The organism is uncultured Gardnerella sp. (genome assembly GCF_947280595.1).
Lineage (GTDB): Bacteria > Actinomycetota > Actinomycetes > Actinomycetales > Bifidobacteriaceae > Bifidobacterium > Bifidobacterium vaginale_A.
Genome location: NZ_CAMYOS010000002.1, coordinates 37,787 through 51,867, shown reverse-complemented (window position 1 = coordinate 51,867; position 14,081 = coordinate 37,787). Strand labels below are relative to the sequence as shown.

Sequence of the window (14,081 nt, the reverse complement as noted above, 5' to 3'; positions counted from 1 at the left end):
TAATTGGTTTTAGTATTTTATTTTTTAATTGGTTTTAGTATTTTTTATTGTTTGTTTTCTGATTTATCGATTGTTTTCTGCTTTCATTTCGATTGCAAATCTTTTCAATCGTTTTACGCCTTCTGAAATATCTTCAGGTTTTCCTGCATATGATACTCGCACAAATCCGCTGCCTTCTAGTCCAAAAGCTTCTCCTGGAACAACTGCGACTTTCTCTTTTTCTAACAAGCGATCGCTGAATTCTTTAGAACTAAGTCCTGTAGGTCTTATATCTACAAACGCGTAGAAAGCGCCTTGTGGCTCAATTAAGTTTACTGCATCGCAATCAGCTAGTTCTTTCATAACTAGATTTCGCTTAGAACGATACTCTTCTCGCATTTCTTTTACGTGATCTAAAGGTCCATTTAATGCTGCTACTGCTCCATATTGTGCTGTGGAGTTTATTGAAGAATGTATCATTTCTGCGATTTTGCTTGTCTGTTCTATTACTTGCGCTGGAGCTAGAATGTATCCTATTCTCCAACCTGTCATAGCAAAAGTTTTAGATAAACTTTCTACTACTATAGTTCTTTCGCGCATTCCTTTTATTGAAGCTATGGAAGGTGCTACCGTTTTTGAATTCACTTCGCTTTCTGGATTATTTGAGAATACGAATGGATGATAAACTTCATCGGAAATTACCCATAAATCATGTTCTATGCAAACTTTGGCGATTTCTTCTAGTTCTTCAATCGTTGTTACAGCGCCTGTTGGATTTCCTGGAGAATTTATGATTATTGCGCGTGTGCGTGGTGTAATTGCATTTAGTATGTCTTGTGCGTTTATGCGCATGCCATGTTCTGGTTTTAATGCAACTGTTACAGGAGTTGCTCCGCACATCAATACGTCTGTTTCATATGATGTGAAGAATGGCGATGGGATAATTACTTCATCTCCTGGGTCTATAAGAGCTTTTGTAGCTAAATATAAACCGACTGTCGCTCCGTCAACTGCTTGTATTTCTGTGTCTGCATCATAAGTCAAACCTTTAATACGTTTTGTGTATGACGATGCAGCTTTTCTAAATTCTGGTATTCCTAAAACGTCTGTGTATTTTGTTTTGCCTTCTTTTAATGATTTGCATGCAGCTATAACGATGTGTTGTGACGCTGTTTGACCGGGTTCGCCTAAGCATAAGGAAATTGCATCTGGAATTTGTTCTACACGATCAAATACATCTCTAATGCCGGATCTTGGTATAGATATAGCATTTTGTGCCAAAGTCGACATATAAACTCCTTTTGCTACTGGCGTATGGATAATTATTTTTTGTTTTGCATTTTAATGCGATTTGCTTTATGCGATTTTATTTAATTATTTTTAGTATAAGCTGTGAATTATTCGCAATCTGTATGTATATGGCTGTTTGTCAAAATAACGCATATAGATGGGAAAATTACGGAATTACTAAGTATTATTAGTAATCTTTCCTATAAATATAGCATATAAACTCAATAAATAGTGAGTTGTAGCAATCTAAACAAAGGTTTAGGCGTATAAACATTTGGCATTTTTATTAAAAAATAGATTTTTTTAGTAATTTTTTATTCTTTTTACTTAAAAAATACTGTAAGCTGAAAGAACTACAAGGTGGCGTAGTGTCGATTCCGGCCAGCGTCCGAGTGAGTATGGAGGAGGCCGTATGACTGCTAATTCTAACAGAATCGAAAATAGTTCTGCTATGGATTCTACTGATGCGATCATTGTTGATATTCTTGAACATGATGGACGAGCAACACTTACTCGTCTTGCTAAAGCTTCTGGATTATCTGTTTCTGCTGTTCAATCTCGTGTTCAAAAACTTGAGCGTAGGGGTATTATTACCGGATATAGAGCTTTGATTGATTATGAACGTCGTGGTTTGCCAATTAGCGCGTTCGTAACAGTTACTCCGTTAGATTTTGAGCAGGAAGCAACTGTTCCAGAAAAATTACAAGATATATCTGGAATTGAAGCTTGTTACTCTATTACTGGAAGCCCAAGCTTTATGCTTATGGTTCGTGTTGCAACACCAGGCAAGTTGGAAGAATTGATTAACATGATTCATCGTACTGTTCCTGTTAGTACTGAAACTACGATGGTCTTGCAAACATATTTTGATTAAATTAGTTAGTTAAGAATTTTTAATTAAGATATGTGTGATTCTTCTGAGTCAATGATGTCTCAACATAGATTTGATAAGTCTTCGATTGACGTATGTGCGTCTTTAGATGATTCTGATTTAGCTGATTGTGCAAAAAGAATTATTACACTGCGTCAATCGATTGACAATATAGATAACGCTGTTATTTATTTGTTAGCTGAAAGATTTGCTCTAACTAATCGTATTGGTAGCATTAAAGCACAAGCAGGATTTGCTCCATACGATTCTAATCGTGAAAATGAACAGATTGCTCGTTTATGTACTATTGCTCAGGATGCAGGATTAGAGCAATCAATCGCGCGAGAGTATCATAAATTTGTAGTTTCTGAATCTAAAAAGCGTCATAAACTTATTGCAGATCGCTCTGAATATGCGCACTAAGAGCGATAATAAAAACTATGACTATTGCAACTGTTGAACGTTATAAGCAAATGCTTGATGCTGCTAGTAAAGGTGGGTATGCGTATCCTGCTATCAATGTAACTAGTAGTCAGACTTTAAATGCTGCTCTTCAAGGTTTTGCTGAGGCTGAATCTGACGGTATTATTCAAGTTTCTGTTGGTGGTTCTGCTTATTTTTCTGGCAATACAGTTAATAATCGCGTTGTTGGGTCTCTTGCGTTTGCTTCATTTGCTCATGAAGTTGCATCTCAATATCCAAATATCACTGTTGCTCTTCATACTGATCATTGTGCAGAGCAATATTTAGATGATTGGATTCGTCCACTTCTTGCACATGAAATAGATCAGGTTAATCGCGGTCAAGAGCCTATTTTTCAATCTCATATGTGGGATGGTTCAACTGTGTCGTTGAATCATAATTTAGATATAGCGCAAGAGCTATTGGATTCTTCTATAAAAGCTCATACAGTACTCGAAATTGAAATCGGTGCAGTTGGTGGCGAAGAAGATGGTCATCGAGCAGATATAGATGAGCGTTTATATTCCACTCCGGAAGATGCTATGCAAGTTGTTAATAGATTGGGCTTAGGCGAGCGTGGGCTTTATATGGCTGCATTTACTTTTGGCAATGTGCATGGAGCTTATAAACCTGGAGTAGTGAAATTGCGTCCGCAATTGCTTGAAGAAATTCAAGATTCTGTGTATCAAAAGTATAAGTCAGACTGTGATTCACGTAGTTTTGGAGATGCTAAGAAGCCATTTTTGCTTGTGTTTCACGGTGGATCTGGATCTAGTCCTGAAGAAATTGCGCAAGCTGTTCGCTATGGAGTAGTTAAGATGAATATTGATACAGATACGCAATATGCTTTTACTCGTGCGATTGCAGGTCATATGTTCCAAAATTATGATGCTGTGTTAAAAGTAGATGGAGAAGTTGGCGCTAAAAAGCTTTATGATCCTCGTTCGTGGGGTAGAGAAGCGGAAAATGCAATGGCAAGTAGAGTTGTTGAAGCGTGTGTGCAACTTGGATCTGCTGGAAAAGCTTTGAAATAGTTTGCTAATTATTCAGTATGCCCGTTGCGCTAGTCTTGTCGAGTAGGGTTTGTGCGAATTGAGCTGTTATAAAGCTCATTATGGAGGTGTTCCATGCCTGGAATTGTGCTTATCGGTGCTCAATGGGGTGACGAAGGTAAAGGCAAAGCGACAGATTTAATCGGCTCTAAAGTGGATTTTGTAGCGCGTTTCAATGGTGGAAATAATGCTGGTCACACTGTTGTAGTTGGAGATAAATCCTACGCATTACATTTACTTCCTAGTGGTGTTATTAGCCCGAATGTTACTCCTGTAATCGGTAACGGTGTAGTTGTTGACCCAGAAGTTCTTTTTGAAGAGATTGATGCTTTACAATCTCGTGGTGTTGATTGTTCTCGACTTTTAGTTAGTGAAGAAGCTCATGTTATTACGCCGTATCATCGCGTGATCGATAAAGTAACAGAACGTTTCTTAGGTAAACATAAGATTGGTACTACTGGTCGCGGTATTGGACCTACTTATGCAGATAAAATCAATAGAGTTGGAATCCGCGTACATGATTTGTTCAATGCTGAGCATTTGCGAGATAAAGTTGAATCTAGCTTACATCAAAAAAATCAAATGCTAATCAAGCTGTATAACCAGCATCCTATTGATATTGATGAAGTTACTGCTCAGCTTGTGGAACTTGGTAAGCGTTTGAAGCCTTACGTAGCAGATACTTCTCTTGTGCTTAATAATGCATTAGATGAAGGAAAGACTGTGCTTTTTGAAGGCGGACAGGCTACAATGCTTGACGTTGATCACGGTACGTACCCATTTGTTACTTCTTCGAATCCTACAGCAGGTGGCGCTTGCACAGGTACTGGAGTAGGACCTACTCGTATTACTCGCGTAATTGGTGTTGCGAAAGCATATATCACTCGTGTTGGTGAAGGTCCTTTCCCTACGGAGCTTTTAGACGAGCAAGGTGATTGGTTGCGTGAGCATGGTCATGAATATGGTGTGACTACAGGACGTCCTCGTAGATGTGGCTGGTTTGATTCTGTTGTAACTCGTTATGCTTCTAGGGTTAATGGTTTAACGGATATTGTTCTAACTAAGCTTGATGTTTTGACTGGATTAAAAGATATTCCAGTATGCGTTGCATATGATGTAACTTTGGCTGATGGCACTGTTAAGAGATTGAACGAAATGCCTGTAGACCAATCTTTGTTCGCTGCTGCTAAGCCAGTTTATGAAATGCTTCCAGGTTGGAGCGAAGATATTTCTCAGATTCATAAATTTGAAGATTTGCCAGAAAATACTCAAAGTTATGTGAAGCGTTTAGAGGATTTGTCGCATTGCCGTATTTCGGCTATAGGCACTGGTCCTCAAAGAGATCATATTATTAGTGTTCATTCTTTGATTGACTGATATATATTGACTCAGGATATATTGACTCAGGATATGAATTATTTAATACTGATTTACTAAGATATGGATTATTTAATTATTGGATTATTTAATTTTATTATTAAAATCTGATGATTGTTATCGAAACGGCACTTCTAAATGGGAGTGTCGTTTTGGTTTATGTTTAGAAATCTGCTATGAAAATTTGCTATGAGGCTTAAGTTGTCTTAGTTGTCTTAGTTGATTAGTTGATTAGTTGACGAGTGTATATTTTGAATTGGGATTTGTGTGTGGTTTTAAGGAGCGAAAGTAAATAAAATGAGCGAATTAAATAATGTAAATGGATCAGATTCGAATAGTTTAGATTCGAATGGTTCAGATTCGAATAGTTTAGATTCGAATAGTTTAGATTCGAATGGTTCAGATTCGAATGGTGTAGATTTAAATAGCTCCAACTCGAATGTCGCAGATGTAAGTAGTTCCAGTGTAAAAAGTTCCAAATCTAGTAGAAAATTGTACTATCTAGTTTTTATTGGCGGCGCGGCTGGTGCTCTCGTTCGTTCAATCATGTCTTCAATATCTCGCATGATTTATCCGCTCGATGGTCAGTCGCTTATATTTGGCAAGCTAACTTTAGGAACTTTTTTATCTAATATGCTTGCGTGCTTTATTTTTGCGCTTGTTGCATCTGTATCTGTTATTGCTGTATCGCGTGAGAAACAAAATCTATACAAATGCGTATTGGGAACAGGTTTTTGTGGCGGATTGTCTACTATGTCTACTTTTGCTTTTGAAGGCGCTGTATCGTCTGTGACTACGCGAGCAGGATTTGCTATTTTAGGAATAATTGTTTCTTTTATTTTAGGTATTTTAATGGTTTTTATTGGCAATTGGATTGGTAGTGGAATTGCGCGTTGCGTGAAACAAAGGCGTGCTAAAAATCTTGCGTATATAGATGAAAAGGTGGTGAAGTAAATGATCTACAACAACTATTCGTATGTTCTTGTTTTTACTATTTTGTCTTGCTTTTTTGCCGGTTTTGGTGCTGTTTGTAGATTTGCATTGACTAAAGGAATTTCCTCTATAATTAAAAGCAAAGTTCCTGTCGCAACCTTAATTATCAATTGTTTTGCTTCGTTTGTTTTAGGTGTTGCTTTTAATGTTTTTTCTGTATTTTATTCAATTTATTTTTCAAATTTTGTATTCGTCATGTTTGTTGGATTTTTAGGCGGATTTTCAACATTTTCTACTGCAATTTTTGAAGGTGTGGATCTTATTCAAAATAAAAAAATAAAAGATGGTGTGTTTCTGCTTTCTTATGAGCTTATTATGCCATTTGCTGCTGCTTCAATTGGATACTTTTTCTCAATGTTTGTGTTAATTAATATCGTTTAATATTGGGAATTAGATTTGAAAATAAACATGTAATTGCAATAATTTTTCAAATTTTGTTTGTAGCTAGTAGTAACTAGTAAGTAGTGAGTGTGATTTTGAATTTTTATGCAAGAATCGAGTAGTCGTGAAATTTAAGAATATGATTAGCTTGTTGCGCGACTTTTGTGCATGCAATTTTTTTGCACGAATTTTTTCAACGTTTAAGCAGTTGCGTTGGAAAATGGTATGTGCTGGTGTTGCTGTTGGCGTTATTTCAGGCATATTGGTAGTAACGTATCGTGTTGGTATTGAATATGGTACTGATATTGCTCGTTGGATTTATGCGCAAATTTTAAAGCAACATTTTAATATTGCGTTAATCATATTTTTGATTCTTGTTGTAAGCGCTTTAATAATAGGTGCTTTAATTGGTTGGATGAGCCGTAAAGAAACGATGGCATCTGGAAGTGGTATTCCTCAAGTCGTTGGATATGAAAATCGCGGTTTAGATATGCGATGGCACACAATTCTTCCAGTGAGGTTTGTGTCTGGTTTTATTGGCTCTTTGCTTGGTCTTTCTTTGGGTAGAGAAGGTCCTTCTATTCAAATTGGTGCTTGCGGTGCTCAAATGTTTTCGCGAATTTTTCGTGGGAAGGATTCTTATTCAGATGAGCAAGAGCATTATATGGTTACGGCTGGTGCTGCTGCTGGTCTTTCTGCCGCTTTTAGTGCTCCTCTTTCAGGGTTGATGTTTGCTCTTGAAGAAGTTAGACATAGTTTGTCTTCTACTGTTCTTGTTACGGCTGCTGTAGCTTCGCTATGTGCTGATTTTGTTGCTCAAACTTGTTTGGGTTTGAAGCCAGTATTGGATTTCGGTAATATTCCTGATTTGCCTATATCTTTGCATTTTTGGATATTGCCTTTAGGTATTTTTGCAGGATTTATTGGCTCTTTAATGAATCGTTCATTATTAGGTTTTCAAACTTTATATAAACATATGCCAAAGTGGATGCCTACGATAATTGCTTGTCTTATAGCTATACCTGTTGGTCTTTTTATTCCAGAAGTTTTAGGCGGAGGATCTAATTTAGTACGTATTTCTGAATATGGAAAGATTAGCTTTGGGATACTTTTTATAATGTTTGTAGCGAAAATGCTATTTACTTCCACGAGTTTTGGTTGTGGTGCTCCTGGCGGTATTTTTATGCCTATTCTTGCTGTCGGTGCTCTCGCTGGTGGTTTTTGTTCTAGGTTTATAATCGGAAACTTTGGAATCGATGCAAAATTTATATCAATATTTGCAGTGTGTGTAATGGCTGGAACGTTGTCTGCTTCTGTAAAAGCTCCGATTACTTCAATTTTGCTTACAGTTGAAATGTCTGGAACACTAATTCACATGTTACCGGTTGCTGCTTCTGCTCTTATTGCTCTTTTAGTTTCGGATGCTTTGAAAACTAAGCCTATTTATGGCGAATTGCTTGAACGTTATCTTGTAGAGCATGCTAATGATCCTTCTGTTTTTGTGGATAAGTCTGCAATTTTAAGAACTTCTGACCACATTGATTAAAAAATATTGTGTAATGTGATTTAACGCGTTGTAATAAGAGCATGAATGATTTAGTTGATACTCATGCAAGCTCGCTGTCATCGCGTTTTGAATATAAATTGCGCTCTAGTGGGGATTATGCTTGTGATTCGCGTGCTGGTGGGGCTTATGTTGGCGAATCTCGTGCTGGCGAATTGCGTTCTTGTGAAGCTAGTGTTGGTGATTTGCGAGCAAGTGATTCGCGTGCTGGCGAATATAAGGATGATTGCACTGTTGTAGCATCTTGTAATTCTTTAGCTAATTCTTATGATTTGCAATTTGCGAAAGATGCAGAGCCTACAGGTCGTCATGCTGCATTGTCAGGCGTTAGTCACCGTACTGCTTCGTCAGAAGTTAGTCGCCCTTCTGCAAGTATTGCGATTTTTGGTAAAAATTATAAGTATTTTTCTCCTGAATTATTACCTTCTAACGTAATAGTTGGATCTTCTGCGAGTGATGGAGTTGGATTGAGTACTAGTCTTTCAATGATTGCTCAAAATTTAGCTTCATATGGATATTCTGTTGCTCTTGTTGATGCAGATGTTTCACATGGTGGATTAGATGTTTTACTTGGCTTGGAATCAGATGATGGTAGAAGGTTGCAAGAAGTTGAAGCTCCACTAGGTAGATTAGATGGCTCGGTGTTAAAAGATGAACTTATTTATTGCAATGGTGTAGGCGTGCTTGCATATGCGCCATGGCGTATGTGTGTGAGTGAAATTAGCAAAGCTGATTTATCAACAAATAAAGATGATGTGATTCAAGATGAGTTACGTAATTCGTCGCTTTTAAAACCGTGGCTTTTAGATGCATCTATTCGTGGTTTAGCTCAATGTAATGATGTTGTGATTGTTGATGTTGGTTCCGGAATAAGCTCGTTTAATGTTTTTAATACTATTATGGGTTTAGCTTTTTCGCCAATAATCTATGCAAGCGAACTTTCTGTTTTAGGAATGGCTCGTATGCGTGCATATAATTATCAGATTTCTATTGTTAAAGAATATTTATTAAATTGCTTGTATAGATATTCTTCTCAGCAATCTGACGATAGTTTTAACAATATTGATTTTATAAACGAAAATTCAATTACAGTTGGTATTATGCCGCATGGATTAGCGCCTAAATTGTGTGCTGTAGATATTGATGAAGCTTCGCAATACTTGTCTAAATCTGTTATTGGCCCGATTAAATATGATTCGCGTTTGCATGAAGACATTATTGAAGGGTATGGTATTCGTAAAATTCCAAAATCTTCGCGTTTTATAATTGAGCAATTATCAAATTGGGTGTTGGAAGTGTGCAATATAAACGCAGATAAGTGAGTTGTGCGTGAGTTGTGCGTGAGTTGTGCGTGATTTGTGCGTGATTTGTGTGTGATTGAGTTACATGTAAGTGAGTAGATAATAAATATAAATACGGGGGAGTATAAGTTGGGCAATGTTAAGATGTGCAATTGTGCATTAGAAAAGAATAAGCGAGTAAATCAGATTACAAATAGTAATTTTAATTCAAGTTTTTCTTCTTTTCCTTCGCGATTTTCGAAATATTTTGATGTGAAATCTTCTTTTGTGAAGTCTTCTGATGTTGAGTCTTCTGATGTTGAGTCTTCTGATATTGGGGATTCTTGCGTGAGGTCTTCTTGCGTGGGGTCTTCGCAATCTTCTTGCGCTCGCGATATTGATTTTGGAATATTGCAAGAATTTGTAATAGATCCGCGTTTAACGGATATGGTAATTACAGAAAACGGGCGTATTTGGTTAGATTATGGAGATGGGTTAAAGGAAAAAATTCCTAGAATACCAATGAATAATCCATCTGTATTACGTAGATATGCTGTTTGGATTTGTGCTCAGCTAGGTAAAAGGCTTGATGATGCGCGTCCTATAGCAGACGTATCTAGTGCATCTGGAATAAGAATACATGCTGTTTTAGCTCCTATCGTATCAATGGGTGCTGTGATTGCAGTACGTTTTCCATCTCAAGGCGTGTGCAATTTAGACATGCTATATAAAAAAGGAATGTATTCGTTGAGTGTAAAAAATATCCTTTCATTGCTTGTACGCATGCGCGCGAACATATTGATTACTGGGAGTACTGGATCTGGGAAAACTACTTTAATGAGAGCTTTGCTTTCAGAAGCAGATAGTAATGATCGAATAGTTTCAGTTGAAGAAACCAGAGAATTATGCGGTTTTAAAGGTGATTACGTATCTTTGAGCACGCGTGAATCAAATGTAGAAGGTAAAGGTGAAATTTGTTTGCCTGAACTTGTAAAAGCGACTTTACGAATGAGGCCAGATCGTATAGTTCTTGGAGAGTGCAGAGGTGAAGAAATAGCTGATTTGTTGAGAGTTTTTACGTCAGGTCATCACGGTGGCATGACTACATTGCACGCAGATGATGTGTATAAAGTTCCAGCAAGGCTTATGTCTTTAGGATTGCTTGCTGGATTGCAGCCTAGAGCTTTGTGTGCTTTAGCTGCTGGTGCTTTCGATGTAGTTATACATGTAGAAAGAATGAATAATAAGCGAATGATTCATGAAATTGGAGTTCTTACAAACGGTTCAGATGATTATTCGCGTTGTTTAGGTTTGCAAAATAATTCTGAAAATGTTGTGTTACATGGTATTCCCGTTATGTGCATGACTGTTGATAAAAGTACGGGAGCTCATTATTTAGCTCCGAGTAAGTGTTGGAATGTTTTTGCACAAAAGTGGAAGATTAAGAAGTGGTGATTTTATGGATAAAGTTAATTTTATTGAAGAATCTTTAGCTAGTTTATCTGCTGGACTCGCTTCAGGATCTAGTTTTCGTGATGTAATTTTTTCTGCATATATTTCAAAAGTTAGTAAAGATAGCAGATCCTGTAAAAGCGTTAATAAATCTTATCAATTTACGAGCATGAGTGCAGAAATTATTGCTAATTGGTTGCGTTGGCGTTGTAAATCATGCGATATTTATAAAAATATCAATAAAAATAGCGATATAAATAGTGTTGTTGATAGCAATAAAAATAATAATGAGCGTAAAAGTAATAATAAGATTGAAAATGATATAAACAAGATTTCGCAATCTTTGATGGCAGCTTATAAACTTAGTAATAATCTTGGCTGCTCTATGTTGGATTGTGTAGATGCAGTAGCGTCTTCTTATAGATATAAACGCAGAGCTGAAGCACTTCGTAATGAAGTACTTGCTATGCCTGAAGCGACTATAACTTTGCTTACAGCACTTCCGTTATTGACATTGTTTGCAGGTGAATTGATGGGTTCGAATCCGTTGAAGTTGCTTCTTACAACTTCTCGAGGTTTCATAATGCTTTCAGTAGGGCTTGTAAGTTATGCGATTGGTGTGATTTGGGTTAAAACTATGTTAGATCAATCTCGTAAAAATATGATGTGCGATGAAGACTAATATCTGCATGTATTTTTGATTAGTTTAAGCTGTGTTGTGAGCGGTTTAGTTGCTATGCGTTGCGTGAGTTTTGTTTGTTGCGTGAGTTCTACGTGTCGTGAACGTTTGAACATTTCGCGTAAGTTAATTTATAGAATAATTTGCAACGTATGCTTTGCTGTTAGTTAGGCAGAGATTTAAGATTTTTCGCCCTGAATGAGATTTTTAGTGCAATTTTTTATCGCGCACGCAGTAACAGCTCAACACTTCGCTGGCAGGGAAGTCCACTGGACTTCCTCTCTGTGCCAGCTCACTCATCGAGGGAGCTTAAAGCGCACTATGCTGCTTTAATCTCGGTCGATTCGCAGCCCGATGGTGATTCATCGAATGAAGAAGAAAAATCGAAAAATCTCAGTGATTAACCGAAGATTAAAAGACTAAACATGCAAAGAGCTCTCGGAGTTTCTCTTAGAGCAATGTAAAAATCTTGCGATGAGAGAAACTCCGAGAGCTCAGCAACAACAAAAAGGAAAATCCTGTAAATAAAATGGTGATTAGATGAATTTTATGAATGCTAGTAATCAATTACTTTTTATAGCTTTTCTTGTAAGTATTATTGTTTGTCAATGTGTAAGTTATAAATCTGATTGTATTTCATTAGGAAATCGTGCAAGTAATGATTTATCTGCTTCTCGCATGAGTTATACAAAAAATAATAGTTTTATAAAACTGAGTCCTGTTCTCGGATTGCATATGATTATAGTTGCTTTAGAAAGTGGAAGTTCTTTGCCTTTTGCAATAGAAGCTGTTGGCTCTGTTTTCGAAAGTAATGGAGAGTGGATGCGTGCTGTTGCATTCGCTCTTAAAAAAGGTAGTACTTGGGAAGAATCATGGTCTTCTACATATGTTTTACAAAATAATGTTTGCAGAGATCGTTCTAATTTCAGTGTTTGTAGAATTCTTGGTTTCACAATGCTTGTACGTAATAAATCATTAAGTTATAAAAATACGGATTATCCTCTCTTAGCTAAATGGTTGTCAAAATCATTGCGTGAATCTTGGTATAACGGTATTCCATCGCTTCCAATATTAAAAGCTGTATTAAAAAATTATGGATATACTATGCAAAATGCTGCAAAACAAGAAGCTGCTAAATTATCTGTAAGATTATTACTTCCGGTTGGATTGTGTTTCTTACCTGCTTTTATTTGCATAGGAATATTGCCAACGGTTGCATCTTTTATTCAATAATATTTAATCAAATTTGAAATTGAAATTTTTATTATTTATTTAGAAATATTTCTTAAAATTTTATTTTTTGTTTGAATTTCCCTTATTTTCCAAGGGTTATGAACTTCTGACCACATTGAATTAAATTGCTTTGTAAGAGCAAGTTTATGTGTAAAGATATCCATATCAGAATATTTCATTCTGCTTAGGAAGAAAGGTTTATAACTATGGTTGGGGTTGTGCAAGTAATTCGTTCATGCTTTTTAATTGCATGTACGCATATGAATTTGTTGTTCTATAGCTTTGAAGAATTATTATGCGATTTTTCAGATAGATTTAGTAAACAATTAAGTAAAAAAGATAGTGGTGCTATTACTGCTGAATATGCTGTTGTGCTTATTGCTGCAACTGGTTTTGCTGCTTTACTGATTATTGTTTTGAAATCTGAGTCTGTTAGAAATATGTTAAATGACTTAATAAAACGTGCATTGCATATTTCTTAAATAAAATCTGTTATTCGTTATTTTTGGGGGAATATTGGCAGAAAATAAGTTGAAAATGTTTTTTGGATCTTATGATTATGGAGCTGTTACTGCGGAGTTTTCTGTAGTTTTACCTGCAGCAATAGTCGTTGCTTTAATATTATTAGGTGTCGGTAGAACTGTTGTATGCTCAATGAATTGTCATGGTGCTGCAAGACAAGTTGCTTATCATTTAGTTGCATATAATGATGGTACTTCTCTTGAAGATATTGTTCATAGAGTTGCTGGTTCAGACGCAAGTTTGAAATTAAAAAAATATGGTAACAATGTTGATATTTCAGTAAGTTGTCCTGTTATTCCAGACCCTATGCATGTTTTACCAACAGTAGTGCACAGTGATATTAAGCAAATTGTTACTTAAATAGTTAAATATATTTCCGTAGCTTTTGGTTATAAAACATTCAATAACAGTATTCATAAGTTCAGGTGTGCGTGGAGTAGTGTTTTGCTTATTTGATCCCTGTTCTAGAGAGTAAATAAGCTCAGGTGTGCATGGAGTAGTGTTGAAAATTGCGTAAATTAGCTAAGCTTTGTTTGAGTAAATGGGTGCATCGAGCAGATGATGGTTCGGGGACTATTTTGGGGGTAGGGTTGATTATCATCGTCTGCTCAATGCTTATTCTTTCGGTAAATATTGGATATATATTGATTGAAAAGCATAGAGTTCACGCAGTTTCTTCCTCTGCAGTGTTATCTGGAGTAAAAGTATTGCAAAAGTTAGAAGGCGGTGCGTGCGATGTTGTTAAAAATATTGTTAATGCGAATAATGTAACTATGGAATCTTGTAAATCTGAAAATGATGATGTGACAATAACTGTGAGTGTACAAACTAAAATACCGTTTATACCTAAAATTGTTGATACAGTAAAAGCTGGATTAGTTTCATGTGATGATTAGTCGAGTTGATATCTAAAATTCTGATTGGATTCTGTTTAGACTCTGATTTT

16 protein-coding genes are annotated in these 14,081 nt (G+C 36.3%); 14 read left to right on the top strand and 2 right to left on the bottom strand.

What is annotated here, in order from left to right; all coding sequences use genetic code 11:
* Positions 1 to 63: 63 nt before the first annotated feature.
* Entirely contained in the window at positions 64 to 1,269 is a 1,206-nt protein-coding gene (locus tag Q0X59_RS01135; protein WP_297642583.1) for a pyridoxal phosphate-dependent aminotransferase, read from the bottom strand.
* A 412-nt stretch (positions 1,270 to 1,681) separates the two neighbouring features.
* On the opposite strand from Q0X59_RS01135, the gene Q0X59_RS01130 reads away from it, so the two are divergent.
* The 4 genes from Q0X59_RS01130 (at position 1,682) to Q0X59_RS01115 (ending at position 5,031) form a co-directional block, all read left to right on the top strand.
* Complete coding sequence (locus Q0X59_RS01130; protein WP_075523873.1) at positions 1,682 to 2,143, top strand: AsnC family transcriptional regulator; 462 nt, start codon at positions 1,682 to 1,684, stop codon at positions 2,141 to 2,143.
* A 54-nt stretch (positions 2,144 to 2,197) separates the two neighbouring features.
* Positions 2,198 to 2,563: a chorismate mutase gene (locus Q0X59_RS01125; protein WP_075523943.1), complete on the top strand. Its 366-nt coding sequence runs from the start codon at positions 2,198 to 2,200 to the stop codon at positions 2,561 to 2,563.
* Between the two features lie 17 nt (positions 2,564 to 2,580).
* Positions 2,581 to 3,636 carry a class II fructose-bisphosphate aldolase gene (fbaA, locus tag Q0X59_RS01120; RefSeq protein WP_297642581.1) on the top strand — a complete coding sequence of 352 codons (1,056 nt, stop codon included), beginning with the start codon at positions 2,581 to 2,583 and terminating at the stop codon, positions 3,634 to 3,636.
* Between the two features lie 93 nt (positions 3,637 to 3,729).
* A complete protein-coding gene (locus Q0X59_RS01115; protein ID WP_075523871.1) occupies positions 3,730 to 5,031 on the top strand; it encodes an adenylosuccinate synthase in 1,302 nt (433 codons plus the stop codon).
* A 223-nt stretch (positions 5,032 to 5,254) separates the two neighbouring features.
* Here Q0X59_RS01115 and Q0X59_RS06180 read toward each other — a convergent pair whose 3' ends face one another.
* Positions 5,255 to 5,479 carry a pentapeptide repeat-containing protein gene (locus tag Q0X59_RS06180; RefSeq protein ID WP_366517011.1) on the bottom strand — a complete coding sequence of 75 codons (225 nt, stop codon included), beginning with the start codon at positions 5,477 to 5,479 and terminating at the stop codon, positions 5,255 to 5,257.
* Between the two features lie 44 nt (positions 5,480 to 5,523).
* On the opposite strand from Q0X59_RS06180, the gene Q0X59_RS01110 reads away from it, so the two are divergent.
* The 10 genes from Q0X59_RS01110 (at position 5,524) to Q0X59_RS01065 (ending at position 14,031) form a co-directional block, all read left to right on the top strand.
* Positions 5,524 to 5,985: a CrcB family protein gene (locus Q0X59_RS01110; protein WP_199172749.1), complete on the top strand. Its 462-nt coding sequence runs from the start codon at positions 5,524 to 5,526 to the stop codon at positions 5,983 to 5,985.
* Between the two features lie 87 nt (positions 5,986 to 6,072).
* On the top strand, positions 6,073 to 6,405 hold the full coding sequence (locus tag Q0X59_RS01105) for a CrcB family protein (protein WP_297642576.1): 333 nt from the start codon (positions 6,073 to 6,075) through the stop codon (positions 6,403 to 6,405).
* Between the two features lie 124 nt (positions 6,406 to 6,529).
* Positions 6,530 to 7,951 (top strand): ClC family H(+)/Cl(-) exchange transporter, encoded by a 1,422-nt coding sequence (locus Q0X59_RS01100; RefSeq protein WP_297642574.1) that lies wholly within the window; start codon positions 6,530 to 6,532, stop codon positions 7,949 to 7,951.
* A gap of 41 nt (positions 7,952 to 7,992) precedes the next feature.
* Positions 7,993 to 9,291: a hypothetical protein gene (locus tag Q0X59_RS01095; RefSeq protein ID WP_297642572.1), complete on the top strand. Its 1,299-nt coding sequence runs from the start codon at positions 7,993 to 7,995 to the stop codon at positions 9,289 to 9,291.
* A 108-nt stretch (positions 9,292 to 9,399) separates the two neighbouring features.
* The gene (locus Q0X59_RS01090; protein WP_297642570.1) at positions 9,400 to 10,704 is read left to right on the top strand and encodes an ATPase, T2SS/T4P/T4SS family; all 1,305 of its coding nucleotides are present in this window, start codon (positions 9,400 to 9,402) and stop codon (positions 10,702 to 10,704) included.
* A gap of 4 nt (positions 10,705 to 10,708) precedes the next feature.
* Positions 10,709 to 11,383, top strand: a complete 675-nt coding sequence (locus Q0X59_RS01085; protein WP_297642568.1) for a pilus assembly protein — start codon at positions 10,709 to 10,711, stop codon at positions 11,381 to 11,383.
* Positions 11,384 to 11,920: 537 nt separating this feature from the next.
* Positions 11,921 to 12,613: a hypothetical protein gene (locus tag Q0X59_RS01080; RefSeq protein WP_075523867.1), complete on the top strand. Its 693-nt coding sequence runs from the start codon at positions 11,921 to 11,923 to the stop codon at positions 12,611 to 12,613.
* 206 nt (positions 12,614 to 12,819) lie between these two features.
* A complete protein-coding gene (locus Q0X59_RS01075; protein WP_230955933.1) occupies positions 12,820 to 13,095 on the top strand; it encodes a DUF4244 domain-containing protein in 276 nt (91 codons plus the stop codon).
* Between the two features lie 34 nt (positions 13,096 to 13,129).
* On the top strand, positions 13,130 to 13,495 hold the full coding sequence (locus Q0X59_RS01070) for a TadE family protein (RefSeq protein ID WP_297642564.1): 366 nt from the start codon (positions 13,130 to 13,132) through the stop codon (positions 13,493 to 13,495).
* Positions 13,496 to 13,644: 149 nt separating this feature from the next.
* Positions 13,645 to 14,031: an Rv3654c family TadE-like protein gene (locus tag Q0X59_RS01065; protein ID WP_297642562.1), complete on the top strand. Its 387-nt coding sequence runs from the start codon at positions 13,645 to 13,647 to the stop codon at positions 14,029 to 14,031.
* Positions 14,032 to 14,081 lie beyond the last annotated feature (50 nt).

Excerpts from the sequence above, each read along its gene's own strand:
- Q0X59_RS01135 (WP_297642583.1), bottom strand. The coding sequence starts at position 1,269 with ATGTCGACTTTGGCACAAAATGCTATATCTATACCAAGATCCGGCATT.
- Q0X59_RS01130 (WP_075523873.1), top strand. The coding sequence starts at position 1,682 with ATGACTGCTAATTCTAACAGAATCGAAAATAGTTCTGCTATGGATTCT.
- Q0X59_RS01125 (WP_075523943.1), top strand. The coding sequence starts at position 2,198 with ATGTCTCAACATAGATTTGATAAGTCTTCGATTGACGTATGTGCGTCT.
- fbaA (WP_297642581.1), top strand. The coding sequence starts at position 2,581 with ATGACTATTGCAACTGTTGAACGTTATAAGCAAATGCTTGATGCTGCT.
- Q0X59_RS01115 (WP_075523871.1), top strand. The coding sequence starts at position 3,730 with ATGCCTGGAATTGTGCTTATCGGTGCTCAATGGGGTGACGAAGGTAAA.
- Q0X59_RS01095 (WP_297642572.1), top strand. The coding sequence starts at position 7,993 with ATGAATGATTTAGTTGATACTCATGCAAGCTCGCTGTCATCGCGTTTT.
- Q0X59_RS01085 (WP_297642568.1), top strand. The coding sequence starts at position 10,709 with ATGGATAAAGTTAATTTTATTGAAGAATCTTTAGCTAGTTTATCTGCT.
- Q0X59_RS01080 (WP_075523867.1), top strand. The coding sequence starts at position 11,921 with ATGAATTTTATGAATGCTAGTAATCAATTACTTTTTATAGCTTTTCTT.
- Q0X59_RS01075 (WP_230955933.1), top strand. The coding sequence starts at position 12,820 with ATGGTTGGGGTTGTGCAAGTAATTCGTTCATGCTTTTTAATTGCATGT.